Source organism: Streptomyces canus (assembly GCF_041435015.1).
Classification (GTDB): Bacteria; Actinomycetota; Actinomycetes; order Streptomycetales; family Streptomycetaceae; genus Streptomyces; species Streptomyces canus_G.
Genome location: NZ_CP107989.1, coordinates 4,245,264 through 4,269,712 on the forward strand (window position 1 = coordinate 4,245,264; position 24,449 = coordinate 4,269,712).

Here is a 24,449-nt window from a genome sequence, read left to right on the forward strand (position 1 = left end):
GGACCCCCGTAAGTCAGACATCTGGCGCGCCTCCCGGATCGGCGACGCGTATGCATGACCTGTGAGCCCGCTGTGAGGTTGCCCTCCCTCGCCCCCGCACAACGCGAACGGGCCCACCCCGAAAGGGGCAGGCCCGTCACAACGCGAGAGCGTCAGGCGTCCTTGGACTCCTCGGCCGGAGCCTCGGCGGCGTCCTCGGCCTCGTCGGCCTTGGTCGTGTCGACCTTGGTCTCCTCGGCAGCCGGAGCGGCCTCGGCGTCCTTCGCGGCACGCTTGGTGGCGGCCTCGGCCTCACCGGTCGCAGCCTGCGCGACCGTCAGCGCCTCGACCAGCTCGATGACAGCCATGGGCGCGTTGTCGCCACGACGGTTACCGATCTTGGTGATGCGGGTGTAGCCACCGGGGCGGTTCTCGTAGCGCGGGCCGATCTCGGTGAAGAGCGTGTGGACGACGCTCTTGTCCGTGATCACCTGAAGCACCTGACGGCGGTTGTGAAGGTCGCCCTTCTTGCCCTTGGTGATCAGACGCTCGGCGTACGGACGCAGCTTGCGCGCCTTCGCCTCGGTGGTGGTGATACGGCCGTGCTCGAAGAGGCTCTTCGCGAGGTTCGCGAGGAGCAGCTTCTCGTGCGCGGCGCTGCCGCCCAGACGGGCACCCTTGGTGGGCTTCGGCATGGTGTCTCTCCTAGGTGTCTGCCCCGGCCGTATCAGGTACCGAGGTCAGTATCCGAGCGAGCGGATTGCTCGTCGGAGACCCGCGCCCCAAAGGGGCGCGGGGAACTGCGCGACCAGCCACAACGGCCCCGCAGCCAAGGACCGGCAGTCGGTCCCGAGCTCTTAGTACTGCTCGGTCTCGACGAACCCGGCGTCTGCATCGTCGTCCGCGCCGAAGGCATCCGCGGCGGCGGTCGGGTCGAATCCGGGCGGGCTGTCCTTCAGGGCCAGGCCCATGCCGGCCAGCTTCGCCTTGACCTCGTCGATGGACTTCGCACCGAAGTTGCGGATGTCCAGGAGGTCGGCCTCGGAGCGGGCGACGAGCTCACCCACGGAGTGGATGCCCTCACGCTTGAGGCAGTTGTACGACCGAACGGTGAGCTCGAGCTCCTCGATCGGCAGGGCGAGATCAGCGGCAAGGGCGGCGTCCGTGGGGGACGGGCCCATGTCGATGCCCTCGGCGTCGATGTTCAGCTCGCGGGCGAGACCGAACAGCTCGACCAGGGTCTTACCGGCGGAGGCCATGGCGTCACGGGGACGCATCGCCTGCTTGGTCTCGACGTCGACGATCAGCTTGTCGAAGTCGGTGCGCTGCTCGACACGGGTCGCCTCGACCTTGTACGTGACCTTCAGCACGGGGCTGTAGATGGAGTCGACCGGGATACGGCCGATCTCCTGGCCCACCTGCTTGTTCTGCACGGCGGAGACGTAACCGCGGCCACGCTCGACCGTGAGCTCCATCTCCAGCTTGCCCTTGCCGTTGAGCGTGGCGAGGACCAGGTCGGGGTTGTGCACCTCGACACCGGCCGGGGGCGCGATGTCGGCGGCGGTGACCAGACCCGGGCCCTGCTTGCGCAGGTACATCACGACCGGCTCGTCGTGCTCCGAGGAGACGACCAGCTGCTTGATGTTGAGGATCAGGTCGGTGACGTCCTCCTTGACGCCCGGCACGGTGGTGAACTCGTGCAGAACGCCGTCGATGCGGATGCTGGTGACAGCAGCGCCGGGGATCGACGAGAGGAGGGTGCGGCGGAGGGAGTTGCCGAGGGTGTAGCCGAAGCCCGGCTCCAGCGGCTCGATCACGAACCGGGAGCGGAATTCGTCGACGACCTCTTCGGTCAGTGACGGACGCTGAGCGATCAGCATGTGTGGATCAGATCCTTCTTTCGTGGACGCCCGCTATTTGACGCCCGACGGACCGCACCCGGTGAAGAGTGCGGGTACTGCAAGGGTACGGGCGGCACCGCCCCGAAGAGCCGTACCGCCCGCAACCTCAAGACAACCTGGCCTCAGACGCGGCGGCGCTTGGGCGGACGGCAGCCGTTGTGCGGAGTGGGCGTGACGTCCTGGATCGAGCCGACCTCGAGGCCGGTGGCCTGGAGGGAGCGGATCGCGGTCTCACGGCCGGAGCCGGGACCCTTGACGAACACGTCCACCTTGCGCATGCCGTGCTCCTGCGCGCGGCGGGCGGCCGACTCGGCGGCCATCTGCGCGGCGAAGGGGGTGGACTTGCGCGAGCCCTTGAAGCCGACGTGGCCGGCGGAGGCCCAGGAGATCACGTTGCCCGAGGGGTCCGTGATCGAGACGATCGTGTTGTTGAACGTGCTCTTGATGTGCGCGTGGCCGTGAGCGACGTTCTTCTTTTCCTTGCGGCGCACCTTCTTGGCAGCGCCCTGACGACCCTTGGGGGGCATCTACTTCTCCTACGGGGAGGTGGTCGGTCCTACAGCGAAGACCGCTGATGAAGCGTTGTCCGCTGAGGACTACTTCTTGCCCGGCTTCTTCTTGCCGGCGATGGCGCGACGCGGGCCCTTGCGGGTACGAGCGTTCGTGCTGGTGCGCTGACCACGGACGGGCAGACCACGGCGGTGCCGCAGACCCTGGTAGCAGCCGATCTCGACCTTGCGGCGGATGTCGGCCTGGATCTCGCGACGGAGGTCACCCTCGGTCTTGATGTTGTTGTCGACGTACTCACGAATCGCGACGAGCTGCTCCTCGGAGAGGTCGCGAACGCGGGTGTTCGGGTCGATGCCGGTCTCGGCCAGCGTGAGCTGGGACAGCGTGCGGCCGATACCGAACACGTAGGTCAGGGCGACCTCCACGCGCTTTTCGCGCGGGATGTCAACACCGGAAACGCGTGCCATTCAATGGCTCCTGGTGATCTTCGGAGGTCTTCCGCAGAACCGGCTCCCAGCCGCCGTACCAGGTACGAACTGGGTCCCCGGCCTCCGAACCGGGGGTGTCAGACGAAACACGTCTGGGCTCTGCGTATGAACTGTTCAACTTGCGTCGCGCGAAACTCTGCGAGAGCAGAGGGTCGGTCGTGCGTCAGCCCTGGCGCTGCTTGTGGCGCGGGTTCTCGCAAATGACCATGACCCGACCGTGACGGCGGATCACCCTGCACTTGTCGCAGATCTTCTTGACGCTCGGCTTGACCTTCATGGGATTGAGGTTCTCCGGGTCAGTGCCACCACCCCGCCGCAGCGGGATGCGGGCAAGATCTACTTGTACCGGTAGACGATCCGGCCACGCGTCAGGTCGTACGGAGACAGCTCCACCACGACCCGGTCGTCAGGGAGGATACGGATGTAGTGCATACGCATCTTTCCGCTGATGTGAGCCAGGACCTGGTGGCCGTTCTGGAGCTCGACCTTGAACATGGCGTTCGGAAGAGACTCGACGACAGTGCCCTCGATCTCGATGGCACCTTGCTTCTTGGCCACGCTTCGCCCTTCGAATCGACTACCTTGATCGACTCTCCCGCCTTTCCCCTGAGGGGCGCATGCGGACATGCGGGTGCACGAGAGCCGACGAGTCAGTCTACGTCAGGCCACTCCGAAACACGAATCGAGGAAGGATGCCCCGGAACGGAGATCATTAAGCGAGCGGGTCGGGAGCGGCCGTGACCCCGTGCTCCGCCAGCTTCGCCCTGCCCCCGTCGGGAGCCGTGAGAACCAGCGGCCCCTCGTCCGTCAGCGCCACCGAGTGCTCCCAGTGGGACGACCACGTGCCGTCCGTCGTGATGACCGTCCAGTCGTCCGACAGGACCTCTGTCCTCGGCGTGCCCAGGGACACCATCGGCTCGATCGCCAGGCAGAACCCGGTGACCAGCTTCGGCCCCTTCCCCCGGCGCCGGTCGACGTAGTTCAGCAGGTGCGGGTCCATGTGCATCTCGGTGCCGATGCCGTGACCGCCGTAGTCCTCGATGATCCCGTAGCGACCGCCGCCCGGCTTCGGCTGGCGGCGGATGTACGTCTCGATGGCCCGGGAGACGTCGATGAGCCGGTTGCCCTGCTTCATCGCCGCGATGCCGGCCCACATGGACTCCTCGGTCACCCGCGAGAGCTCGAGGAGCTCCGGGGCGTGGCCCGAGCCCACGAAGGCCGTGTAGGCCGCGTCACCGTGCCAGCCGTCGATGATCGCGCCGCAGTCGATGGAGATGATGTCGCCGTCCTTGAGGACGACCTCGTCGGACGGGATGCCGTGGACGACGACCTCGTTCACGGAGGTGCAGATCGTCGCCGGGAAACCGCCGTACCCCAGGAAGTTCGGCTTCGCGTCGTGCTCCGCGAGCACCTTGCGCGCGACCTGGTCGAGGTCCCTGGTCGTGGCCCCGGGCACCGCGGCCTCTCGGGTCGCCGCGTGGATGGCGGCGACGACCAGTCCCGCCTCGCGCATCTTGGCGATCTGCTCGGGGGTCTTGATCTGCACCATGCGGCGGGAGCCTTTCTGAAACCGGGGAAACCTGGCAGGGGACGAGTGCTTCAACGATACGTGCACCCACACAGCAGCCGCGGCCCCCTCGGAAGGGAACCGCGGCTGTCGTACTCGGAAAAACCGCTATGCGGCGTCGCCCTCGTGCTGGAGCGCCTCCATGGCGCGGCCGGTGACGTCCTCCACCTTGCCGAGCGCCGAGATCGTGACCACCAGGCCCTGGGCCTTGTAGTAGTCGATGATCGGCTCGGTCTGGGTGTGGTAGACCTCCAGGCGCTTGCGGACCGTCTCCTCGGAGTCGTCGTCGCGCTGGTACAGCTCGCCGCCGCAGACGTCACAGACACCGTTCTGCTTCGGCGCCTTGTACGAGACGTGGAAGACGTGCGCCGAGTCGTTGCGGCAGATGCGGCGGCCGGCGATGCGCTTGACGACCTCCTCCTCGGGTACCTCGAGGTCCAGCACCGCGTCCAGCTTCATGCCCTCGTGCTGCAGCATCTCGTCGAGCGACTCGGCCTGCGAGACGTTCCGCGGGAAGCCGTCCAGCAGGAAGCCGTTCTCGGCGTCCGGCTGCTCCATGCGGTCCTTGGCCATCCCGATGGTGACCTCGTCCGGAACCAGGTTGCCCGCGTCCATGTAGGACTTCGCGAGTTTGCCGAGGTCCGTCTGCCGGCTGATGTTGGCGCGGAACAGGTCGCCCGTGGAGATGTGCGGGATCGACAGGTTCTGGGCGAGGAACGCGGCCTGCGTTCCCTTACCGGCGCCCGGCGGCCCGACGAGGACGATACGCATCAGCGGAGGAACCCTTCGTAATTGCGCTGCTGGAGCTGGCTCTCGATCTGCTTCACCGTCTCGAGACCCACACCCACGATGATCAGGATGCTTGTCCCACCGAACGGGAAGTTCTGGCTTGCCCCGAAGCCAACCAACGCCATCGTCGGTACGAGTGCGATCAGACCCAAGTACAGCGAACCCGGCCAGGTGATCCGGTTGAGTACGTACGACAGGTACTCAGCGGTCGGTCGGCCAGCCCGGATGCCCGGGATGAAGCCACCATACTTCTTCATGTTGTCGGCGACTTCCTCGGGGTTGAAGGAGATCGCCACGTAGAAGAACGCGAAGAAAACGATGAGCAAGAAGTACATGCTGATGTAAATCGGGTGGTCGCCCTTGGTGAGGTTGGCCTCGATCCAGGTCTTCCAGCTCGACGTACCACTCGAGAACTGCGCCACCAGCGCCGGGATGTACAGCAGCGACGACGCGAAGATGACCGGGATCACACCGGCCTGGTTGACCTTCAGCGGGATGTACGTCGACGTACCGCCGTAGGAACGACGGCCGATCATGCGCTTCGCGTACTGCACCGGGATACGGCGCTGGGCCTGCTCGACGAAGACCACCAGGCCGACCATGACCAGGCCGACCGCGATGACGGTGCCGAACTCGATCCAGCCGTCGGCCAGGGTGCCCTGCTTCTTGATGGCCCACAGGGCGGACGGGAAGGTGGCGGCGATCGAGATGAACATCAGGATCGACATGCCGTTGCCGATGCCGCGGTCGGTGATGAGCTCACCGAGCCACATGACGACGGCCGTACCGGCGGTCATCGTGATGACCATGACGATCGTGGTGAAGATCGCGCGGTCCGGGACGATGCTCGACGCGACGGTGCAGCCGGAGAAGAGAGCGCCGCTGCGCGCGGTGGCCACCAGGCCCGTGCCCTGCAGGATGGCGAGCGCCACCGTGAGATAACGGGTGTACTGCGTGATCTTCGCCGTACCGGCCTGGCCCTCCTTCTTCAGGGCTTCCAGGCGTGGGATCACCACGGTCAGCAGCTGCAGAATGATGCTCGCCGTGATGTACGGCATGATGCCGAGCGCGAAGATCGTGATCTGCAGCAGCGCGCCACCGCTGAACATGTTGACCAGACCGAAGAGTCCCTGGTTGCCGGACGCCTGGTCCACACACTCCTGGACGGACTTGTAGTCCACGCCAGGGATCGGGATGTGGGTACCCACGCGGTACACCACGATGATGGCGAGCGTGAAGAGCAGCTTCTTGCGCAGGTCGGGCGTCCTGAACGCCCGGGCGAACGCGGTGAGCACGGTGCCTCCTGCGACCCCCGCGCTACTGCGTCAAGGGTGACGGTCTTGAGGTTCGACGAATATGTGGGAAAGCAGTGCAGGCCACCTTACCGGCGACAAGGCCTGCGGTGGAACGACCAACCGGGGATACCCCGTTGTGAGGTATCCCCGGTCGGGACTGCTTACGTCATCGAGACGCCTGCGGATCTCAGACGAGCTCGGTGACCGTGCCACCGGCGGCGGTGATCTTTTCCTTGGCGGAGCCGGAGACGGCGTCGACCGTCACCTGCAGCGCCACGGAGATCTCGCCCTGGCCGAGGACCTTGACGAGGCTGTTCTTGCGAACGGCACCCTTGGCCACGAGGTCCTCGACGGTGACCTCGCCACCCTCGGGGTACAGCGCGCCCAGCTTGTCGAGGTTCACGACCTGGAACTCGGTCTTGAACGGGTTCTTGAAGCCCTTCAGCTTCGGAAGACGCATGTGGAGGGGCATCTGCCCACCCTCGAAGCGCTCCGGAACCTGGTAACGGGCCTTCGTACCCTTGGTACCACGACCGGCCGTCTTACCCTTCGACGCCTCACCACGACCCACACGGGTCTTGGCGGTCTTGGCGCCCGGGGCGGGACGGAGGTTGTGGATCTTGAGCGGGTTGTTCTCCGCCATGATCAGTCGACCTCCTCGACCGTCACGAGGTGGCGGACGGTGTGCACCATGCCGCGGAACTCGGGACGATCCTCCTTGACGACCTGCGTGTTGATGCCCTTGAGACCAAGGGAGCGCAGGGTGTCACGGTGGTTCTGCTTGCTGCCGATGTACGACTTCGTCTGCGTGATCTTGAGCTGAGCCATTACGCAGCACCAGCCCCGGCACGCGCACGCAGCAGAGCCGCGGGAGCGACGTCCTCGAGCGGCAGACCACGGCGGGCCGCGATCTCCTCGGGACGCTGCAGGCCCTTGAGGGCCTCCACGGTCGCGTGCACGATGTTGATCGCGTTCGACGAGCCGAGCGACTTCGACAGGATGTCGTGAACGCCGGCGCACTCGAGCACGGCACGCACCGGGCCACCGGCGATAACGCCGGTACCGGGGGACGCCGGCTTGAGCAGGACGACGCCCGCCGCCTTCTCACCCGTGATCGGGTGCGGGATGGTGCCCTGGATACGGGGGACCTTGAAGAAGTGCTTCTTGGCCTCCTCAACACCCTTGGCGATGGCGGCCGGCACCTCCTTGGCCTTGCCGTAACCGACACCCACGGTGCCGTCACCGTCGCCCACTACGACGAGCGCAGTGAAGCTGAAGCGACGACCACCCTTCACAACCTTGGCGACGCGGTTGATCGCGACAACGCGCTCAACGTACGCGGTCTTCTCGGCGGCAGCAGCGCCGCCGTCACGGCCCTTCCGGTCCCGCCGCTCGCCGCCACCGGCACCGCTTCCACGGCGCTGGGGTCCAGCCATTGGATTACCTCTCTCTTTCCGCTAGCTACGGAAGCGGCTCAGAACTTGAGCCCGGCTTCGCGGGCGGCGTCCGCCAGGGCGGCGATGCGCCCGGCGTACTGGTTGCCACCACGGTCGAATACGACAGCCTCGACACCGGCGGCCTTGGCGCGCTCGGCAACCAGGGCGCCGACCGACTTGGCCTGCGCGGACTTGTCGCCCTCGTTGCCGCGGATCGTGGTGTCCAGGGTCGACGCCGACGCCAGGGTGTGACCCTTGATGTCGTCGATGACCTGGGCCACGATGTGGCGGTTGGAGCGCGTCACGACCAGGCGCGGACGCTCAGCCGTACCCGAGATGTGCTTACGGATCCGGATGTGGCGACGCTTGATCGCGGCACGCTTGTAAGCGTCGCCCTTGAGGATCTTCTGTCCGTATGCCATGGCTTACTTACCCGCCTTTCCGACCTTGCGGCGGATGACTTCGCCCTCGTACTTGACGCCCTTGGCCTTGTACGGGTCGGGCTTGCGCAGCTTGCGGATGTTGGCCGCAACCTCGCCGACCTTCTGCTTGTCGATGCCCTCGACCGAGAACCGGGTGGGGGCCTCCACCTTGAAGGTGATGCCCTCGGGGGCCTCGACGGTGATCGGGTGGCTGTAGCCGAGAGCGAACTCGAGGTTCGATCCCTTGGCCTGTACGCGGTAACCGACACCGCTGATCTCGAGCTTCTTCACGTAACCCTGGGTCACGCCGGTGATCATGTTCGCCACCAGCGTGCGGGACAGGCCGTGCAGGGCCTTGTTCTGACGCTCGTCGTTGGGGCGGGTGACGTTGAGAACGCCGTCCTCACCCTTGGCGATGTCGATCGGCGCAGCGACGGTGTGGCTCAAGGAACCCTTGGGGCCCTTGACCGAGACCGTACGGCCGTCGATGGTGACGTCCACGCCGGCGGGAACCGTGATGGGGAGCTTGCCAATACGCGACATAGCTGTTTCCTCCGTTCCCTTCCGCTACCAGACGTAGGCGAGGACTTCCCCACCCACGCCCTTCTTGCCGGCCTGCTTGTCGGTGAGGAGCCCGTGCGACGTGGAGATGATCGCCACGCCGAGGCCGCCCAGCACCTTCGGCAGGGAGGTGGACTTCGCGTAAACCCGGAGACCGGGCTTGGAGATCCGCTTGATGCCCGCGATGGAGCGCTCACGGTTCGGGCCGAACTTCAGCTCGAGAACGAGGCTCTTGCCGACCTCGGCGTCCTCGACCTTCCAGCCCGTGATGAAGCCCTCCTGCTGGAGGATCTCCGCGATGTGAGACTTGATCTTGGACGCCGGCATCGTCACGGAGTCGTGGTATGCCGAGTTCGCGTTCCGCAGACGCGTAAGCATGTCTGCGATCGGATCAGTCATGGTCATGAATTGGCCTTCGGCCTCTCTCGCCGGGGTTTCCAGGTGCCCATCCCTCTCCTCGATCCGAGACGAGGCGGGTGCGGTGCGGTGGACCTACGGCGTAGTAAGTCGTACGGGCGTCAGGCGCCCAACCCTCCAAGCCTAAGCCATGAAAGGGTGGGCGCCTGACACGCCCATTGCTTACCGAGAGCTTCGGGAATCCCTAAACGGGGATTACCAGGAGCTCTTGGTCACGCCCGGCAGCTCGCCACGGTGAGCCATCTCACGAAGGCAGACGCGGCACAGGCCGAACTTGCGGTACACGGAGTGCGGACGGCCGCAGCGCTGGCAGCGCGTGTAGCCGCGAACACCGAACTTGGGCTTGCGAGCAGCCTTGGCAATCAGAGCCTTCTTCGCCATCTCGCTCACGCCTCCTTGAAGGGGAAGCCGAGGTGACGAAGGAGCGCGCGGCCCTCAGCGTCGTTGGTCGCCGTGGTCACCACGGTGATGTCCATGCCCCGGGTACGGTCGATCTTGTCCTGGTCGATCTCGTGGAACATGACCTGCTCGGTGAGACCGAAGGTGTAGTTGCCACGGCCGTCGAACTGCTTGGGGGACAGACCACGGAAGTCGCGGATGCGCGGCAGCGCGAGCGACAGGGTGCGGTCCAGGAACTCCCACATGCGGTCGCCACGGAGTGTGACGTGGGCACCGATCGGCTGGCCCTCACGCAGCTTGAACTGCGCGATGGACTTGCGGGCCTTGGTGACGGCCGGCTTCTGACCGGTGATCGTGGTGAGGTCGCGGATGGCGCCCTCGATCAGCTTGGAGTCGCGGGCGGCGTCGCCCACACCCATGTTGACCACGATCTTGACGAGGCCGGGGATCTGCATGACGTTCTCGTACTTGAACTCGTCACGCAGCTTGCCCGCGATCTCCTCGCGGTACTTCGTCTTGAGACGCGGAGTCGTGGTGGTAGCCATCAGATGTCCTCACCCGTCCGCTTGGCAACGCGGATCTTGTTGCCCTCGTCGTCGAAGCGGTAACCGACACGCGTGACAACCTTGTTGCCGTCCTTCTCAACGACCAGCTGGACGTTGGAGACGTGGATCGGCGCCTCGGTCGTGACGATGCCACCGGCCTGCGAACCGCGAGCGGTCGGGCCGGCCTTGGTGTGCTTCTTGACCCGGTTGACACCCTCGACCAGGACACGGTCCTCACGGGGGAAGGCCGCGATGACCTTGCCCTGCTTGCCCTTGTCCTTACCGGTGATGACCTGGACCAGGTCGCCCTTCTTGATCTTCATGCTTACAGCACCTCCGGAGCCAGCGAGATGATCTTCATGAACTTCTTCTCGCGCAGCTCGCGCCCGACCGGGCCGAAGATGCGGGTGCCGCGAGGGTCGCCGTCGTTCTTCAGAATGACGGCGGCGTTCTCGTCGAAGCGGATGTACGAGCCGTCCGGACGGCGGCGCTCCTTGACGGTGCGAACGATGACCGCCTTGACGACGTCACCCTTCTTCACGTTGCCACCGGGGATCGCGTCCTTGACGGTGGCGACGATGACGTCACCGATGCCCGCGTAGCGGCGACCGGAGCCACCGAGCACACGGATGCAAAGGATCTCCTTCGCACCAGTGTTGTCGGCGACACGCAGTCGCGACTCCTGCTGGATCACGTCTATCTCCTGTTTGTCTGCCGGTTCCCCGGGGGCCGTTCAGAAACGGCCCCCGGAGCCTGGCGGAACTGTCCTGCGAGGGGTGCCTCGCAGGAAATTACTTGGCCTTCTCGAGGATCTCGACGACGCGCCAGCGCTTGGTCGCCGACAGCGGGCGGGTCTCCGCGAGGAGGACCCGGTCGCCGACGCCGGCAGCGTTCTGCTCGTCGTGCGCCTTGAGCTTGTTGGTACGGCGGATGACCTTGCCGTACAGCGCGTGCTTGACGCGGTCCTCGACGGCGACGACGACGGTCTTGTCCATCTTGTCGCTGACGACGAGACCCTCACGGGTCTTGCGGAAGCCGCGGGCCTCTGCAGTCTGCTCAGTCACGTTGCTCTCACTCATCAGGCGCTCTCCACCGTCTCGATGCCCAGCTCGCGCTCACGCATCAGGGTGTAGATCCGCGCGATGTCCTTACGGACGGCCTTGAGCCGACCGTGGTTCTCGAGCTGACCCGTCGCCGCCTGGAAGCGGAGGTTGAACAGCTCTTCCTTGGCTTCGCGGAGCTTGTTGAGAAGCTCCTCGTCACCCAGTTCGCGCAGCTCGGACGCCTTGGTACCGGCCGACATCACGCTTCACCTGCCTCGCGCTTGACGATCCGGCACTTCATCGGCAGCTTGTGAGCGGCGCGAGTCAGGGCCTCACGGGCGATCTTCTCGTTGGGGTAGGACAGCTCGAACATGACCCGGCCCGGGTGCACGTTCGCGATCCACCACTCCGGCGAACCCTTACCGGAACCCATGCGGGTCTCGGCAGGCTTCTTCGTGAGCGGGCGGTCCGGGTAGATGTTGATCCAGACCTTGCCACCACGCTTGATGTGGCGGGTCATCGCGATACGGGCCGCCTCGATCTGGCGGTTGGTCACGTACGCCGGCGTGAGGGCCTGAATGCCGTACTCGCCGAACGCGACCGTCGTACCGCCCTTGGCCTGACCACGGCGCTTCGGGTGGTGCTGCTTGCGGTGCTTGACCCTACGGGGGATCAGCATGTCGGTCAGGCCTCCGTTCCGGTGCTCTCAGCCGGAGCGGCGGCGGGAGCCTCGGCCTTGGGGGCCTCGGCGCCGGCAGCCTGCTGCGGCTTGCGACCGCGCCGCTCGCCACCGCGGCCACCACGGGCCGGGCGGTCGGCACCGCCACCGCGAGCCGGGCGGTTACCCGCACGGGCGGCAGCGTTCTCGGCGCGGACCTCGGCGATGTTCTTGACATCGCCCTTGTAGATCCAGACCTTCACACCGATGCGGCCGAAGGTCGTCTTGGCCTCGAAGAAGCCGTAGTCCACGTTCGCGCGGAGCGTGTGCAGGGGCACACGGCCCTCGCGGTAGAACTCCGAGCGGGACATCTCGGCGCCGCCGAGGCGGCCACCGCACTGGATCTTGATGCCCTTGGCGCCGGCCTTCATCGCCGACTGCATGCTCTTACGCATGGCGCGGCGGAAGGAGACGCGGGAGGAGAGCTGCTCGGCGACGGCCTGAGCAACCAGCTGAGCGTCCGTCTCGGGGTTCTTGACCTCGAGGATGTTCAGCTGGACCTGCTTGCCCGTGAGCTTCTCGAGGTCACCGCGGATGCGGTCGGCCTCGGCGCCACGGCGGCCGATGACGATGCCCGGACGAGCGGTGTGGATGTCCACACGCACGCGGTCACGGGTGCGCTCGATCTCCACCTTCGAGATGCCGGCGCGCTCCATGCCGGACGTCATCATCCGACGGATGGCGACGTCTTCCTTGACGTAGTCCTTGTACAGCTTGTCGGCGTACCACCGGGACTTGAAGTCCGTGGTGACACCGAGCCGGAACCCGTGCGGGTTTACCTTCTGGCCCATTACCGGGTTCCTTCCTTGCTGCTGACGACCACGGTGATGTGGCTGGTCCGCTTGCGGATCCGGTAGGCACGGCCCTGGGCGCGCGGACGGAACCGCTTCAGGGTCGGGCCCTCGTCGACGTACGCCTCGGAGATGACGAGGCTGCCGGCGTCGGTGTGGTCGTAGTTGTGTGCGGCGTTGGCGATGGCGCTGTCGAGCACCTTGCCGACGGGCACGGAGGCGGCCTGCGGAGCGAATCGCAGGACCGCCTGAGCCTCCGTGGCGTCCATGCCACGGATAAGGTCCACCACGCGGCGGGCCTTCATGGGCGTAACGCGGATGTACCGCGCCTGGGCCCTGGCTTCCATGGTTGTCCCTCTCAGTTACTTACGTGTCTGAATGCGATCCGCGTTTAGCGGCGCTTCGACTTCCGGTCGTCCTTGACGTGACCCCGGAAGGTGCGCGTCGGCGAGAACTCGCCGAGCTTGTGGCCGACCATCGACTCGGTGACGAACACCGGGATGTGGGTCTTGCCGTTGTGCACCGCGAGCGTGTGGCCGAGCATGGCCGGCACGATCATGGAGCGACGGGACCAGGTCTTGATGACGTTCTTGGAACCGGCTTCGTTCTGGGCGTCCACCTTCTTGATCAGGTGGTCGTCGACGAAGGGCCCCTTCTTGAGACTGCGCGGCATCTAAACCCGCTCCTAGCGCTTCTTGTTCGTCTTGCGGCGGCGGACGATGTACTTGTTCGAAGCCTTCTTCGGCGAACGAGTACGACCCTCCTTCTGACCCCAGGGGCTGACCGGGTGGCGACCACCGGAGGTCTTGCCCTCACCACCACCGTGGGGGTGGTCAACCGGGTTCATCGCCACACCGCGAACGGTCGGGCGGACGCCCAGCCAGCGCTTGCGGCCGGCCTTACCCCAGTTGATGTTGCTCTGCTCGGCGTTGCCGACCTCGCCGACCGTGGCGCGGCAGCGCTGGTCGACCAGGCGGATCTCACCGGACGGCATGCGGAGGTGGGCCATCGAGCCCTCCTTCGCGAGCAGCTGCACGGAGGCACCGGCGGAGCGGGCGAACTTGGCGCCGCCACCCGGACGGATCTCGATCGCGTGGATCGTGGTACCGACCGGGATGTTGCGGATCGCCAGGTTGTTGCCCGGCTTGATGTCGGCCCCGGGACCGTTCTCGACACGGTCACCCTGCTGCAGGTTGCGCGGGGCGAGGATGTAGCGCTTCTCGCCGTCCGCGTAGTGCAGCAGCGCGATGCGCGCGGTGCGGTTGGGGTCGTACTCGATGTGCGCGACCTTCGCCGGCACGCCGTCCTTGTCGTGACGACGGAAGTCGATCACTCGGTAGGCGCGCTTGTGTCCGCCACCCTGGTGGCGAACGGTCACACGACCGGCGTTGTTACGGCCGCCCTTGCTGTGCAGCGGGCGGACCAGCGACTTCTCCGGCGTGGACCGCGTGACCTCGACGAAGTCGGCGACGCTGGAGCCACGACGGCCCGGCGTAGTCGGCTTGTACTTGCGGATTCCCATTTCTCAGTCCTCGTCCGATATCGGACGATCCGACCCGCTTACGCGGTCGGACCGCCGAAGATGTCGATACGGTCGCCCTCGGCAAGGGTCACGATCGCGCGCTTGCTGTCGGCACGCTTGCCGAAGCCGGTGCGGGTCCGCTTGCGCTTGCCCTGGCGGTTGATCGTGTTGACGCCGGTGACCTTGACCGAGAAGACCGCCTGGACGGCCTGCTTGATCTGGGTCTTGTTGGCGCCGGGGGCCACGATGAACGTGTACTTGCCCTCGTCGAGAAGCGCGTAGCTCTTCTCGGACACGACCGGCTTCAGCAGGACGTCACGGGGGTCCGTGAAGGCCTTGCTCGCCGGAGTGACGACGGTGTTCTTGCCCTCGGCCTCGTGGCGGCGCGCCTTGGCGACGCGCGCGGCCTTGGCCGCCTTGGCGGCCTTCGAGGCGATGCTCGGGTGACGCGTAGCCATCAGGCTTCGCTCCCTTCGGTGTCAGCGGCCTTGGGGCCAGACACGAAGGACTCGAAAGCGGCCTGGGTGAAGACCACGTCGTCCGAGACGAGAACGTCGTACGTGTTCAGCTGGCCCGGCTCCAGGATGTGGACCTGGGGCAGGTTGCGAGCGGACAGCCACGCGGCCTCGTCGGCACGGTCGATGACGAGCAGCAGGTTCTTGCGCTCGCTGATCTTGCCGAAGAGCGTCTTCGCGGCCTTCGTCGAAGGCGACTCGCCCTCGATGAGGCCGGAGACGACGTGGATGCGGTTGTTGCGGGCCCGGTCGGTGAGGGCGTGGCGCAGAGCCGCGGCCTTCATCTTCTTCGGGGTCCGCTGCGAGTAGTCACGCGGCGTGGGGCCGTGAACGACGCCACCGCCGGCGAACTGCGGCGCACGGGTCGAACCCTGACGGGCGCGGCCGGTGCCCTTCTGGCGGTAGGGCTTCTTGCCGCCACCGCGGACCTCGCCACGACGCTTGACCTTGTGCGTGCCCTGACGGGCGGCGGCCAGCTGCGCGACGACGACCTGGTGAAGCAGCGGAATGCTGATCTTCTCTACGTCGAAGATCTCGGCCGGGAGCTCAACGGTCCCGGCGGTGTCGCCGGAGGGCGACAGAATGTCAATGGTGCTCATAGTCCTCAGGCCCCCTTGGCCGCGGTGCGGACCAGGACGAGGCCGCCGTTCGGACCAGGAACCGCGCCCTTGATGAGGAGCAGGCCCTTCTCCGCGTCAACGGCGTGAACGGTCAGGTTCTGGGTGGTGACCCGCTCGTTGCCCATACGACCCGCCATGCGGAGGCCCTTGAACACGCGGCCCGGGGTGGCGCAGCCACCGATGGAACCGGGAGAGCGGTGCTTGCGCTGGGTGCCGTGACCGGCGCCGAGGCCCTTGAAGTTGTGACGCTTCATGACACCGGCGAAGCCCTTGCCCTTGCTCTTGCCGGTCACGTCGACCTTGATGCCGGCCTCGAACACCTCGGCGGTGATCTCCTGGCCGAGGGTGTACTCGCTGGCGTCAGCGGTACGGATCTCGACGAGGTGGCGGCGGGGAGTGACGTCGGCCTTGGCGAAGTGGCCCTTGAGGGGCTTGTTCACCTTGCGCGGGTCGATCTCGCCGAACGCGATCTGGACGGACTCGTAGCCGTCGGCGTCGTTCGTACGGACCTGGGTCACGACATTGGGGCCGGCCTTGACGACGGTGACCGGAACAACACGGTTGTTCTCGTCCCACACCTGCGTCATGCCGAGCTTCTCGCCCAGGATGCCCTTGATCTGCTTAGCCATCGTTCAGATCACCGGCCTCAGAGCTTGATCTCGATGTCGACACCGGCCGGGAGGTCGAGTCGCATCAGAGAGTCAACGGTCTTGGGGGTCGGGTCGAGGATGTCGATCAGACGCTTGTGCGTGCGCATCTCGAAGTGCTCGCGCGAGTCCTTGTACTTGTGCGGCGACTTGATGACGCAGTACACGTTCTTCTCAGTGGGCAGCGGCACCGGGCCCGCGACCGACGCACCAGTGCGCGTCACCGTCTCGACGATCTTCTTCGCCGAGGAGTCGATGACCTCGTGGTCGTAGGCCTTGAGCCGGATGCGGATCTTCTGTCCCGCCATGGCTACTCCGTAGTCCTGTCTCTTTTACAGCTCTGGAACCCGGTGTTCCGTGACTTCCTCCGACCCACGCGGTCGGGCGTGTCGCACTCTCACTGACACAGATGTCCCTTGTTCGAACATCCCTGATCTGGGAAAGAGGTTCACCGGGTGCCTGGCCAGTGCCGCACTCCACTTCCCGGAAGATTCCCGTACGTCCGCCCCAGCGCTGCCATATGACAGTTAGGGCGACGAGTACTGTGGGACTCGCTTCCAGGCCTCCCGGCGGGAGGCGCGCAGCATCAACACTCGACCGAGCAACCCCGCTAGTCTGCCATACGGGGCAGGGCCCTGGCCAATCGAGCCGGAGACAATACCCCGGGAGTGACGCAGGTCAAACACAGCGCTCCAGGTCGCCGCGGAGAAGGCGCAGCGGAATGCGCGGCACTCCTCGCCGAGCGCCGCCTCGTGCCGCGCGCCCGACTGCTCCTCGCCCAGGACTTCGCAGAGGGCCTCTTCACCGTCGAGCCCGTCGACCGCAAGCCATTCGGGACCTCGTCGGCCAGGTCCGGATACGCGGGGCGGGGAATCCGCTTCCCGCCCTCGATCTTGCAGACCGGGTCCTCGCCGTACCCGACCGCCTCCCGTCGAAGCCTCAGCTGCCGCCCGACGGTCGCGATGACCGCGACACCCCACTCGTCGTCCGGGGGGGCGGGATCGGCCAGGCCTGGGGCTCGGGATTCGACCGAACCGCGACCGAATCGGACGAGCACCCATACCGACCACGTCAGCGCACGTCGACGTGGTCCCCACCGCTGGTCGCGCCGCCCGTCGTGTCGTTGCCCCCGTACGACCAGCGCCAGGTCCCGTCCTTCGACGCGGTGACCGTGGTCTTCAGGGCACCGGTGCTGCTGGACGTGACCTTCTTGACCGTCACGAAGGAGCTGGTGCCCGTCTCACGGAACTGGAGGCTGACCGAACGGCCGCCGTAGCCGCCGTACTTCTTGGTCGCCCAGTCCGCCCGGGTGAGCTTGCCGGTGACGGTGATCTTCCTGCCCTTGGCGACCGGCTCCGGCGAGGCGTTCACCGTGACCTTCGCCGCCCGCTTGAGCCGGACGGTCAGGGACCGGGTCTCGCGCTCGTGGGCCGCGACGTTTCCGTTGGCCTTGAACAGGAGCAGGGAGACGCCGGTCTTCCAGGTGGTGGCGTCATTGTTGGAGTCGACCTCGTCATGGCTCGGGTGGGGGTCGATGTACAGGGACCCCTCGCACTCGGCCTTCTTGTCGCTCTGTTCGTAGCAGGTGTAGCCGCCGGGGCCGATGTAGTTGTCCATGGAGCCGGCCAGGTCCTGCGGCAGGGCTCCCCGGTAGAGGAAGGGGAACGCGTCGTACCGGAACGGGTCGCTCGTGCTGTACCCGGAGGACAGGGTGATCTTGAAGGTGAGGGACGGCTCCACCACCTTCGAGGTGCCGACGACCATCGGCTTGCCCTTGTTGATCACGATGTCGGACACGGTGATCCCGGTGTCCTGAGCCTGGGCCGCCGGATCATGACTTCCGCTTGCCCTACGGCCAGTCGACCAGCGCCATGAACACGCCGTACACGCACGGCACCATCGCCGGCGCCGCGAGCGCGAACCCCACCCGGCGGGACGTGCTGCGGCGCTCCCACGGCAGGGCCCAGCTGGCCGCAAGCAGGAACAGGGCGATCCCGAGGCCCCCGAGCAGCACCGGGAAGGCGATGCCGAAGGTCGACTCGAAGCGGTCGGCCTCCGGGCCCGCGCAGGAGTCGCAGGCCATCGCGGAGAAGCCGCCGACGAAGTAGACGAGCACACACGCGGGCAGGGTGAGGAGCGTCGAGAGCAGCGGGGCGACCCAGGCGTCGGTCGCGCGGTCGTCGTCGAGCGTGAGGTCCGGCATGGGTCCATCACAACGCTCGGGCGCCCGCGGTCGCATGAGCGTTCGTACTCAGATGCCCGGGCCGTCGTACGGGATTCAGGTCCCGGCGTTCCTCAGCCGTGCGAACGACGTGTCAAGACCCCGCTTCAGCAGCCGGGCCACCGGCCGCTCCACGAACCGGTGCACCAGCCAGCTCAGCAGCAGGAAGCCGGCGATCACGGAGACGACCAGCAGGCGGGCGTCCATGGTGTCGCGCAGGCGGTTGATGACCGCCGTACCGGCCGCGTAGTGCATCAGATACAGCGGGTACGTCAACGCGCCCGCCGTCACCAGCCACTTCCAGCGGATGCGGTCCGTGGCGCCGAGAGCGACGGCGACCATGACGAGCAGGAACACGGTGAAGATCGCCACGCTCCCCCGCCACCCCGACACATGCTCGACCTCGTCGATCCTGATGCCGAGTTCGCGCTGGCCCATCAGCCAGGCCATCGCGAGGATGCCCCACAGCAGCAGGTCCTGGCCGAAGCGGTGCATCAGATACAGCGCCAGGCCCGCGATGAAGTACCAGGCGCCCTCCGGGTTGGCGACCAGTTCCAGCAGGGGGAGCTTCGAGATCGGGGCGAGCATGGCCGCGGCGCCCCACACACAGCAGAAGACGACGACCTTGCGGTAGGTCAGGCCGCTCCACACGACCACCAGGAACAGCAGGTAGAAACGCAGCTCCGACCAGAGGGTCCAGTAGACGCCGTCGACGTTCATGACGCCCGAACCGGACTGGAGCATCGTGATGTTGAGGAGTACGTCCCGCATGCGCAGGCGGTCCCACACGCCGGGCAGCAGCATCAGGACGGCCGTGGTGAAGGCGATGGCGAACCAGTACGCCGGGTACAGGCGGATCACCCGTGACGTGAAGAACTGCCTGGGGGTACGGCCCAAGCAGGACATGCAGATCACGAAGCCGCTGATCACGAAGAAGATCTCGACGCCGATCCAGCCGTAGGAGGCGAACCGGAAGACCGTCGGCATGATGTCGGAGACCGAGCGGTCCCAGATGCGGTTGCCCGGCCGGTCGACGCGGTTCGTGCCGGCGTAGTGGTGCACGGCGACCATCAGCGCGGCGAGGAGCCGGATGCCGTCGATGGCGTAGAGCCGGCGGCCGGCGCGGTCCCGTACGGCGGCGTGCCGGGCGGGGCGGGCGGGCCGTCCCGGCGGGGCGGGCACGGTGAGGGGCGGAAGCGGCTGCTGCAGGCCGCTGACGACCCGTCGGGGTATCGACGTTCTGCGCTCCGCATCCTGCATCGACACCTGCGTGTCCGTCCGTCCTCGCGAGGGAATCCCGGGCCGGGAATGGCCACCGGACGCCTCAGGCTACGACCCTCACAACCACCCCACAGCGGCCAGACAGGCGCATTCGGGGCAGCCTCGGCGGACAGTTGGCCGAAGCCTCGGGAAGACGTCCCGCTGAGTTCGCCCACTCTTCACCCGCTGGGCGGGCAACCCCCCACGAAGGCGAAGGGGCCCGTACGACCGAAGTCGTACGGGCCCCTTCAGAGACCTACGGGTCTCGGAGACCTGTCAGGTCAAGATCAGGCGTTGATCTTGGTGACCTGGCCGGCGCCCACCGTGCGACCACCCTCACGGATGGCGAACTTCAGGCCCTCTTCCATGGCGACGGGCTGGATGAGCTCCACCTTCATCTCGGTGTTGTCACCCGGCATGACCATCTCGGTGCCCTCGGGGAGGGTCACCACGCCGGTCACGTCCGTCGTACGGAAGTAGAACTGCGGACGGTAGTTGTTGAAGAACGGCGTGTGGCGGCCACCCTCGTCCTTGGACAGGATGTAGGCCTGCGCCTCGAACTCGGTGTGCGGGGTGACCGAGCCCGGCTTGATGATGACCTGGCCGCGCTCGACGTCCTCGCGCTTGATGCCACGGAGGAGCAGACCGACGTTCTCACCGGCCTGGCCCTCGTCGAGCAGCTTGCGGAACATCTCGATACCGGTGACCGTGGTGGTGGTCTTCTCGGTCTTGATGCCGATGATGTCGACGGTCTCGTTGACCTTCAGGACACCACGCTCGATACGGCCGGTGACGACCGTACCGCGACCGGTGATCGTGAAGACGTCCTCGATGGGCATGAGGAACGGCTTGTCGACGTCACGCTCGGGCTGCGGGATGGACTCGTCGACGGCCTTCATCAGGTCGAGGACGGTCTGGCCCCACTCCTTGTCACCCTCGAGCGCCTTGAGCGCGGAGACCTTGACGACCGGCAGGTCGTCGCCCGGGAACTCGTACTCGGAGAGGAGCTCACGCACCTCGAGCTCGACGAGCTCCAGGATCTCCTCGTCGTCCACCATGTCGGCCTTGTTCAGGGCGACGACGATGTAGGGAACGCCGACCTGGCGGGCCAGGAGTACGTGCTCCTTGGTCTGCGGCATCGGGCCGTCGGTGGCGGCGACCACGAGGATGGCGCCGTCCATCTGCGCCGCACCCGTGATCATGTTCTTGATGTAGTCCGCGTGACCGGGGCAGTCGACGTGGGCGTAGTGACGCGTCTCGGTCTGGTACTCGACGTGCGCGATCGAGATGGTGATACCGCGCTGGCGCTCCTCGGGAGCCTTGTCGATCTGGTCGAACGCCGAGGCCTCGTTCAGGTCGGGGTACGCGTCGTGCAGCACCTTGGTAATGGCGGCCGTGAGGGTCGTCTTACCGTGGTCGATGTGACCGATGGTGCCGATGTTGACGTGGGGCTTAGTCCGCTCGAACTTCGCCTTCGCCACGGGGTCCTCCTGTGGAGTGGTTCTGAACGCCTTGCTTCATCGGCGCCAGGTGATCTTTGCTGGAAAGCCTCGGCCCGGGGGCACTCCCCCCGCAAATGCGGGTGAATGCCCCTCCGGGCTCCGGAGTCAAGCCTAAAGCGTGCGAACGCGGTGCGTTACTCGCCCTTGGCCTTCGCGATGATCTCCTCGGCGACGTTCCGCGGAACCTCGGCGTAGGAGTCGAACTGCATCGAGTAGCTTGCGCGACCCGACGTCTTGCTGCGGAGGTCTCCGACGTAGCCGAACATCTCCGAGAGGGGCACGAGGCCCTTCACGACGCGGGCACCGGCCCGCTCCTCCATGGCCTGGATCTGACCACGGCGGGAGTTGATGTCGCCGATGACGTCACCCATGTAGTCCTCGGGCGTGGTGACCTCGACGGCCATCATCGGCTCGAGCAGCACGGGGCTGGCCTTGCGCGCGGCCTCCTTGAAGGCCTGCGAGCCGGCGATCTTGAACGCGAGCTCGGAGGAGTCGACCTCGTGGTAGGCACCGTCGAGAAGAATGACGCGGACGCCCGTCATCTCGTACCCGGCGAGGATGCCGAACTGCATGGCCTCCTGCGCACCGGCGTCGACCGAAGGGATGTACTCCTTCGGGATACGACCACCGGTCACCTTGTTCACGAACTCGTACGAGGCGTCGCCGCCCTCGATCGGCTCGATCGCGATCTGCACCTTGGCGAACTGGCCGGTTCCACCAGTCTGCTTCTTGTGCGTGTAGTCGACGCGCTCGACGGCCTTGCGGATCGTCTCACGGTAGGCGACCTGCGGCTTACCGACGTTGGCCTCGACCTTGAACTCACGGCGCATACGGTCGACCAGCACCTCGAGGTGCAGCTCGCCCATACCACCGATGATGGTCTGGCCGGTCTCCTCGTCCGAGTGGACCTGGAAGGAGGGGTCCTCCTCCGCGAGACGCTGGATGGCGACACCCAGCTTCTCCTGGTCACCCTTGGACTTGGGCTCGATGGCGACCTGGATGACCGGCGCCGGGAAGTCCATGGACTCCAGGATGACCGGGTTCTTGTCGTCGCTCAGCGTCTCACCGGTGGTGGTCTGCTTCAGGCCCATCACGGCGACGATGTCGCCGGCGCCCACCGACTCGATCTCCTCACGCTTGTTCGCGTGCATGCGGTAGATCTTGCCGATGCGCTCCTTCTTGCCCTTGACGGAGTTCAGCACCGCGGTGCCGGACTCCAGGCGACCGGAGTAGATCCGGACGAAGGTGAGCTTGCCGAGGTGCGGGTCGCTCATGATCTTGAACGCCAGCGCGGACAGCGGCTCCTCGTCGGACGGCTTGCGCTTGACGACGACCTCGGGGTCCTTGACGTCGTGGCCCTCGATGGCCTCGACGTCGAGCGGGGTCGGCAGGTAGCGCACGACCGCGTCGAGCAGGGGCTGGACGCCCTTGTTCTTGAACGCGGTGCCACAGAACACCGGGGTGACGGTGACGCCGTCGGACTTGCCGGACGCGATGGTGATGCGACGGATCGCGGCGTACAGCTGCTCCTCGGTGGGCTCCTGGCCCTCCAGGAACAGCTCCATGATCTCGTCGTCGTTCTCCGCGACGGCCTCGACCAGCTTGCCGCGGTACTCCTCGGCGGCCTCGGTGTGCGTGGCCGGGATGTCGACGACGTCGTACATCTCGCCCTTCGCCGCCTCGGCGGACCACACGAGCGCCTTCATGCGGACCAGGTCCACAACGCCCTTGAAGTCCATCTCGGCACCGATCGGCAGCTGCATGACCAGCGGCACGGCACCCAGACGGTCCGAGATCATGTCCACACAGCGGTGGAACTCGGCGCCGGTACGGTCCAGCTTGTTCACGAAGCAGATGCGCGGCACGCCGTAACGGTCGGCCTGACGCCACACCGTCTCGGACTGCGGCTCGACACCGGCGACACCGTCGAACACCGTGACGGCACCGTCGAGCACGCGGAGCGAACGCTCCACCTCGACCGTGAAGTCGACGTGCCCGGGGGTGTCGATGATGTTGATCGTGTAGTCGTTGTCCTCGAGCGGCCAGTGACAGGTGGTGGCAGCAGAGGTGATCGTGATGCCACGCTCCTGCTCCTGCTCCATCCAGTCCATGGTGGCGGCGCCGTCGTGGACCTCACCGATCTTGTAGCTGACGCCGGTGTAGAAGAGGATCCGCTCGGTGGTGGTCGTCTTGCCCGCGTCGATGTGGGCCATGATCCCGATGTTGCGGACCTTGGCCAGGTCAAGTGAAGTGGTAGCCATAAGGCTTCGGTCTTCTCTCGGTCTCGATGGGGTCTGCGACTACCAGCGGTAGTGCGCGAAGGCCTTGTTGGACTCGGCCATCTTGTGGGTGTCCTCGCGCTTCTTGACGGCCGCACCGAGGCCGTTCGAAGCGTCGAGAAGCTCGTTGAGCAGACGCTCGGTCATGGTCTTCTCGCGACGGGCGCGGGAGTAACCGACCAGCCAGCGCAGGGCGAGCGTGTTCGCACGGCCCGGCTTGACCTCGATCGGGACCTGGTAGGTCGCGCCACCGACACGGCGGGACTTGACCTCGAGGGTCGGCTTGATGTTCTCCAGCGCGCGCTTCAGCGTGATGACCGGGTCGTTGCTGGTCTTCTCGCGCAGGCCCTCCATGGCGCCGTACACGATGCGCTCGGCGGTGGAGCGCTTGCCGTTCAGCAGCACCTTGTTGATGAGGGAGGTCACCAGAGGAGAACCGTAGACCGGGTCGATGATGACCGGGCGCTTCGGGGCGGGGCCCTTACGAGGCATTTCTACTTCTCCTTCTTGGCGCCGTAGCGGCTGCGGGCCTGCTTGCGGTTCTTGACACCCTGGGTGTCGAGCGAACCGCGGATGATCTTGTAACGAACACCGGGCAGGTCCTTCACACGACCGCCACGCACGAGCACGATGGAGTGCTCCTGCAGGTTGTGTCCCTCACCCGGAATGTAAGCAGTGACCTCGATCCCGCTGGTCAGACGCACACGCGCGACCTTACGCAGGGCCGAGTTCGGCTTCTTCGGGGTGGTCGTGAACACACGCGTGCAGACGCCACGACGCTGAGGGGAACCCTCGAGTGCGGGCGTCTTGTTCTTCTCGACCTTGTCCTGCCGGCCCTTCCGGACCAGCTGCTGGATCGTAGGCACTACTTCTCCGGTTTCTGTGTGCCGAATGGTGAAGCTAACCTGGAACTTCGCCGACCCACGCGGTCGGGTGTGTCGAATCCGGCGGACTTCCGCCGCGAGGCGAAAAGGGCGCAGATTACGGTGGCCGCTCGAGGCTCCCCTAGTGCGGTTGAAGGC

At 66.2% G+C, this 24,449-nt stretch carries 37 protein-coding genes; all 37 read right to left on the reverse strand.

The window, feature by feature from the left end; genetic code table 11:
* Positions 1–152: 152 nt before the first annotated feature.
* The 37 genes from rplQ to rpsL all read right to left on the reverse strand — a co-directional run bounded on the left by rplQ (position 153) and on the right by rpsL (position 24,293).
* The gene (gene rplQ / locus OG841_RS18960) at positions 153–674 is read right to left on the reverse strand and encodes a 50S ribosomal protein L17 (protein WP_306977533.1); all 522 of its coding nucleotides are present in this window, start codon (positions 672–674) and stop codon (positions 153–155) included.
* Positions 675–836: 162 nt separating this feature from the next.
* Positions 837–1,859: a DNA-directed RNA polymerase subunit alpha gene (locus OG841_RS18965; RefSeq protein WP_003966937.1), complete on the reverse strand. Its 1,023-nt coding sequence runs from the start codon at positions 1,857–1,859 to the stop codon at positions 837–839.
* Positions 1,860–2,002: 143 nt separating this feature from the next.
* The gene (rpsK, locus tag OG841_RS18970; protein WP_003956432.1) at positions 2,003–2,407 is read right to left on the reverse strand and encodes a 30S ribosomal protein S11; all 405 of its coding nucleotides are present in this window, start codon (positions 2,405–2,407) and stop codon (positions 2,003–2,005) included.
* Between the two features lie 69 nt (positions 2,408–2,476).
* Positions 2,477–2,857, reverse strand: a complete 381-nt coding sequence (gene rpsM / locus OG841_RS18975) for a 30S ribosomal protein S13 (protein WP_037680379.1) — start codon at positions 2,855–2,857, stop codon at positions 2,477–2,479.
* 184 nt (positions 2,858–3,041) lie between these two features.
* Entirely contained in the window at positions 3,042–3,155 is a 114-nt protein-coding gene (rpmJ, locus tag OG841_RS18980; RefSeq protein WP_003998809.1) for a 50S ribosomal protein L36, read from the reverse strand.
* Between the two features lie 59 nt (positions 3,156–3,214).
* Positions 3,215–3,436, reverse strand: coding sequence for a translation initiation factor IF-1 (gene infA, locus OG841_RS18985; protein ID WP_003948620.1), 222 nt, complete (start codon positions 3,434–3,436; stop codon positions 3,215–3,217).
* 154 nt (positions 3,437–3,590) lie between these two features.
* Complete coding sequence (map, locus tag OG841_RS18990; protein ID WP_328640394.1) at positions 3,591–4,427, reverse strand: type I methionyl aminopeptidase; 837 nt, start codon at positions 4,425–4,427, stop codon at positions 3,591–3,593.
* Positions 4,428–4,553: 126 nt separating this feature from the next.
* A complete protein-coding gene (locus OG841_RS18995; protein WP_328640393.1) occupies positions 4,554–5,216 on the reverse strand; it encodes an adenylate kinase in 663 nt (220 codons plus the stop codon).
* A complete protein-coding gene (gene secY, locus OG841_RS19000) occupies positions 5,216–6,529 on the reverse strand; it encodes a preprotein translocase subunit SecY (RefSeq protein WP_057607910.1) in 1,314 nt (437 codons plus the stop codon). Before secY ends, OG841_RS18995 begins: the two co-directional genes overlap by 1 nt.
* Before the next feature lie 187 nt (positions 6,530–6,716).
* Positions 6,717–7,172: a 50S ribosomal protein L15 gene (gene rplO / locus OG841_RS19005; RefSeq protein WP_007384079.1), complete on the reverse strand. Its 456-nt coding sequence runs from the start codon at positions 7,170–7,172 to the stop codon at positions 6,717–6,719.
* Between the two features lie 2 nt (positions 7,173–7,174).
* Positions 7,175–7,357 (reverse strand): 50S ribosomal protein L30, encoded by a 183-nt coding sequence (gene rpmD / locus OG841_RS19010; protein WP_005481207.1) that lies wholly within the window; start codon positions 7,355–7,357, stop codon positions 7,175–7,177.
* Positions 7,357–7,965 carry a 30S ribosomal protein S5 gene (rpsE, locus tag OG841_RS19015; RefSeq protein ID WP_010354225.1) on the reverse strand — a complete coding sequence of 203 codons (609 nt, stop codon included), beginning with the start codon at positions 7,963–7,965 and terminating at the stop codon, positions 7,357–7,359. The genes rpmD and rpsE overlap by 1 nt, the downstream gene beginning before the upstream one ends.
* A 38-nt stretch (positions 7,966–8,003) precedes the next feature.
* Entirely contained in the window at positions 8,004–8,387 is a 384-nt protein-coding gene (rplR, locus tag OG841_RS19020) for a 50S ribosomal protein L18 (RefSeq protein WP_057607911.1), read from the reverse strand.
* Positions 8,388–8,390: 3 nt separating this feature from the next.
* Positions 8,391–8,930 carry a 50S ribosomal protein L6 gene (gene rplF, locus OG841_RS19025; protein ID WP_020118535.1) on the reverse strand — a complete coding sequence of 180 codons (540 nt, stop codon included), beginning with the start codon at positions 8,928–8,930 and terminating at the stop codon, positions 8,391–8,393.
* 24 nt (positions 8,931–8,954) lie between these two features.
* Entirely contained in the window at positions 8,955–9,353 is a 399-nt protein-coding gene (rpsH, locus tag OG841_RS19030) for a 30S ribosomal protein S8 (RefSeq protein WP_057607912.1), read from the reverse strand.
* Between the two features lie 207 nt (positions 9,354–9,560).
* Positions 9,561–9,746 carry a type Z 30S ribosomal protein S14 gene (locus tag OG841_RS19035; protein WP_003948630.1) on the reverse strand — a complete coding sequence of 62 codons (186 nt, stop codon included), beginning with the start codon at positions 9,744–9,746 and terminating at the stop codon, positions 9,561–9,563.
* Positions 9,747–9,751: 5 nt separating this feature from the next.
* Positions 9,752–10,309, reverse strand: a complete 558-nt coding sequence (rplE, locus tag OG841_RS19040; protein ID WP_020135807.1) for a 50S ribosomal protein L5 — start codon at positions 10,307–10,309, stop codon at positions 9,752–9,754.
* Positions 10,309–10,632, reverse strand: coding sequence for a 50S ribosomal protein L24 (rplX, locus tag OG841_RS19045; RefSeq protein ID WP_003992365.1), 324 nt, complete (start codon positions 10,630–10,632; stop codon positions 10,309–10,311). Before rplX ends, rplE begins: the two co-directional genes overlap by 1 nt.
* A 2-nt stretch (positions 10,633–10,634) precedes the next feature.
* Positions 10,635–11,003 carry a 50S ribosomal protein L14 gene (gene rplN / locus OG841_RS19050; RefSeq protein ID WP_003998823.1) on the reverse strand — a complete coding sequence of 123 codons (369 nt, stop codon included), beginning with the start codon at positions 11,001–11,003 and terminating at the stop codon, positions 10,635–10,637.
* 97 nt (positions 11,004–11,100) lie between these two features.
* Entirely contained in the window at positions 11,101–11,388 is a 288-nt protein-coding gene (rpsQ, locus tag OG841_RS19055) for a 30S ribosomal protein S17 (protein ID WP_007384073.1), read from the reverse strand.
* On the reverse strand, positions 11,388–11,612 hold the full coding sequence (rpmC, locus tag OG841_RS19060; protein WP_005481220.1) for a 50S ribosomal protein L29: 225 nt from the start codon (positions 11,610–11,612) through the stop codon (positions 11,388–11,390). Before rpmC ends, rpsQ begins: the two co-directional genes overlap by 1 nt.
* On the reverse strand, positions 11,612–12,031 hold the full coding sequence (gene rplP / locus OG841_RS19065) for a 50S ribosomal protein L16 (RefSeq protein WP_004927269.1): 420 nt from the start codon (positions 12,029–12,031) through the stop codon (positions 11,612–11,614). Before rplP ends, rpmC begins: the two co-directional genes overlap by 1 nt.
* 5 nt (positions 12,032–12,036) lie before the next feature.
* Entirely contained in the window at positions 12,037–12,861 is an 825-nt protein-coding gene (rpsC, locus tag OG841_RS19070; protein ID WP_062023386.1) for a 30S ribosomal protein S3, read from the reverse strand.
* Positions 12,861–13,208, reverse strand: a complete 348-nt coding sequence (gene rplV, locus OG841_RS19075; protein ID WP_006604878.1) for a 50S ribosomal protein L22 — start codon at positions 13,206–13,208, stop codon at positions 12,861–12,863. Before rplV ends, rpsC begins: the two co-directional genes overlap by 1 nt.
* A gap of 44 nt (positions 13,209–13,252) precedes the next feature.
* A complete protein-coding gene (gene rpsS, locus OG841_RS19080; RefSeq protein WP_057607913.1) occupies positions 13,253–13,534 on the reverse strand; it encodes a 30S ribosomal protein S19 in 282 nt (93 codons plus the stop codon).
* A gap of 12 nt (positions 13,535–13,546) precedes the next feature.
* Positions 13,547–14,383: a 50S ribosomal protein L2 gene (gene rplB, locus OG841_RS19085; RefSeq protein WP_328640392.1), complete on the reverse strand. Its 837-nt coding sequence runs from the start codon at positions 14,381–14,383 to the stop codon at positions 13,547–13,549.
* Between the two features lie 38 nt (positions 14,384–14,421).
* Positions 14,422–14,841 carry a 50S ribosomal protein L23 gene (rplW, locus tag OG841_RS19090; protein ID WP_037719147.1) on the reverse strand — a complete coding sequence of 140 codons (420 nt, stop codon included), beginning with the start codon at positions 14,839–14,841 and terminating at the stop codon, positions 14,422–14,424.
* Positions 14,841–15,497, reverse strand: coding sequence for a 50S ribosomal protein L4 (gene rplD, locus OG841_RS19095; RefSeq protein ID WP_069762816.1), 657 nt, complete (start codon positions 15,495–15,497; stop codon positions 14,841–14,843). The genes rplW and rplD overlap by 1 nt, the downstream gene beginning before the upstream one ends.
* Before the next feature lie 5 nt (positions 15,498–15,502).
* Positions 15,503–16,147 carry a 50S ribosomal protein L3 gene (gene rplC / locus OG841_RS19100; protein ID WP_007384065.1) on the reverse strand — a complete coding sequence of 215 codons (645 nt, stop codon included), beginning with the start codon at positions 16,145–16,147 and terminating at the stop codon, positions 15,503–15,505.
* Positions 16,148–16,164: 17 nt separating this feature from the next.
* Positions 16,165–16,473 carry a 30S ribosomal protein S10 gene (gene rpsJ / locus OG841_RS19105; RefSeq protein WP_003948644.1) on the reverse strand — a complete coding sequence of 103 codons (309 nt, stop codon included), beginning with the start codon at positions 16,471–16,473 and terminating at the stop codon, positions 16,165–16,167.
* Positions 16,474–17,236: 763 nt separating this feature from the next.
* Positions 17,237–17,968, reverse strand: a complete 732-nt coding sequence (locus tag OG841_RS19110) for a hypothetical protein (RefSeq protein ID WP_371570755.1) — start codon at positions 17,966–17,968, stop codon at positions 17,237–17,239.
* 46 nt (positions 17,969–18,014) lie between these two features.
* Entirely contained in the window at positions 18,015–18,368 is a 354-nt protein-coding gene (locus OG841_RS19115; RefSeq protein ID WP_328640390.1) for a hypothetical protein, read from the reverse strand.
* A 75-nt stretch (positions 18,369–18,443) separates the two neighbouring features.
* Positions 18,444–19,646 carry an acyltransferase family protein gene (locus OG841_RS19120; RefSeq protein WP_371570758.1) on the reverse strand — a complete coding sequence of 401 codons (1,203 nt, stop codon included), beginning with the start codon at positions 19,644–19,646 and terminating at the stop codon, positions 18,444–18,446.
* 287 nt (positions 19,647–19,933) lie between these two features.
* Positions 19,934–21,127 (reverse strand): elongation factor Tu, encoded by a 1,194-nt coding sequence (gene tuf / locus OG841_RS19125; protein WP_057607917.1) that lies wholly within the window; start codon positions 21,125–21,127, stop codon positions 19,934–19,936.
* Positions 21,128–21,282: 155 nt separating this feature from the next.
* Positions 21,283–23,409, reverse strand: a complete 2,127-nt coding sequence (fusA, locus tag OG841_RS19130) for an elongation factor G (RefSeq protein WP_266560763.1) — start codon at positions 23,407–23,409, stop codon at positions 21,283–21,285.
* Between the two features lie 39 nt (positions 23,410–23,448).
* Positions 23,449–23,919, reverse strand: coding sequence for a 30S ribosomal protein S7 (gene rpsG, locus OG841_RS19135; protein ID WP_005481264.1), 471 nt, complete (start codon positions 23,917–23,919; stop codon positions 23,449–23,451).
* A gap of 2 nt (positions 23,920–23,921) precedes the next feature.
* The gene (gene rpsL / locus OG841_RS19140; protein ID WP_003948652.1) at positions 23,922–24,293 is read right to left on the reverse strand and encodes a 30S ribosomal protein S12; all 372 of its coding nucleotides are present in this window, start codon (positions 24,291–24,293) and stop codon (positions 23,922–23,924) included.
* Between the last annotated feature and the right edge of the window lie 156 nt (positions 24,294–24,449).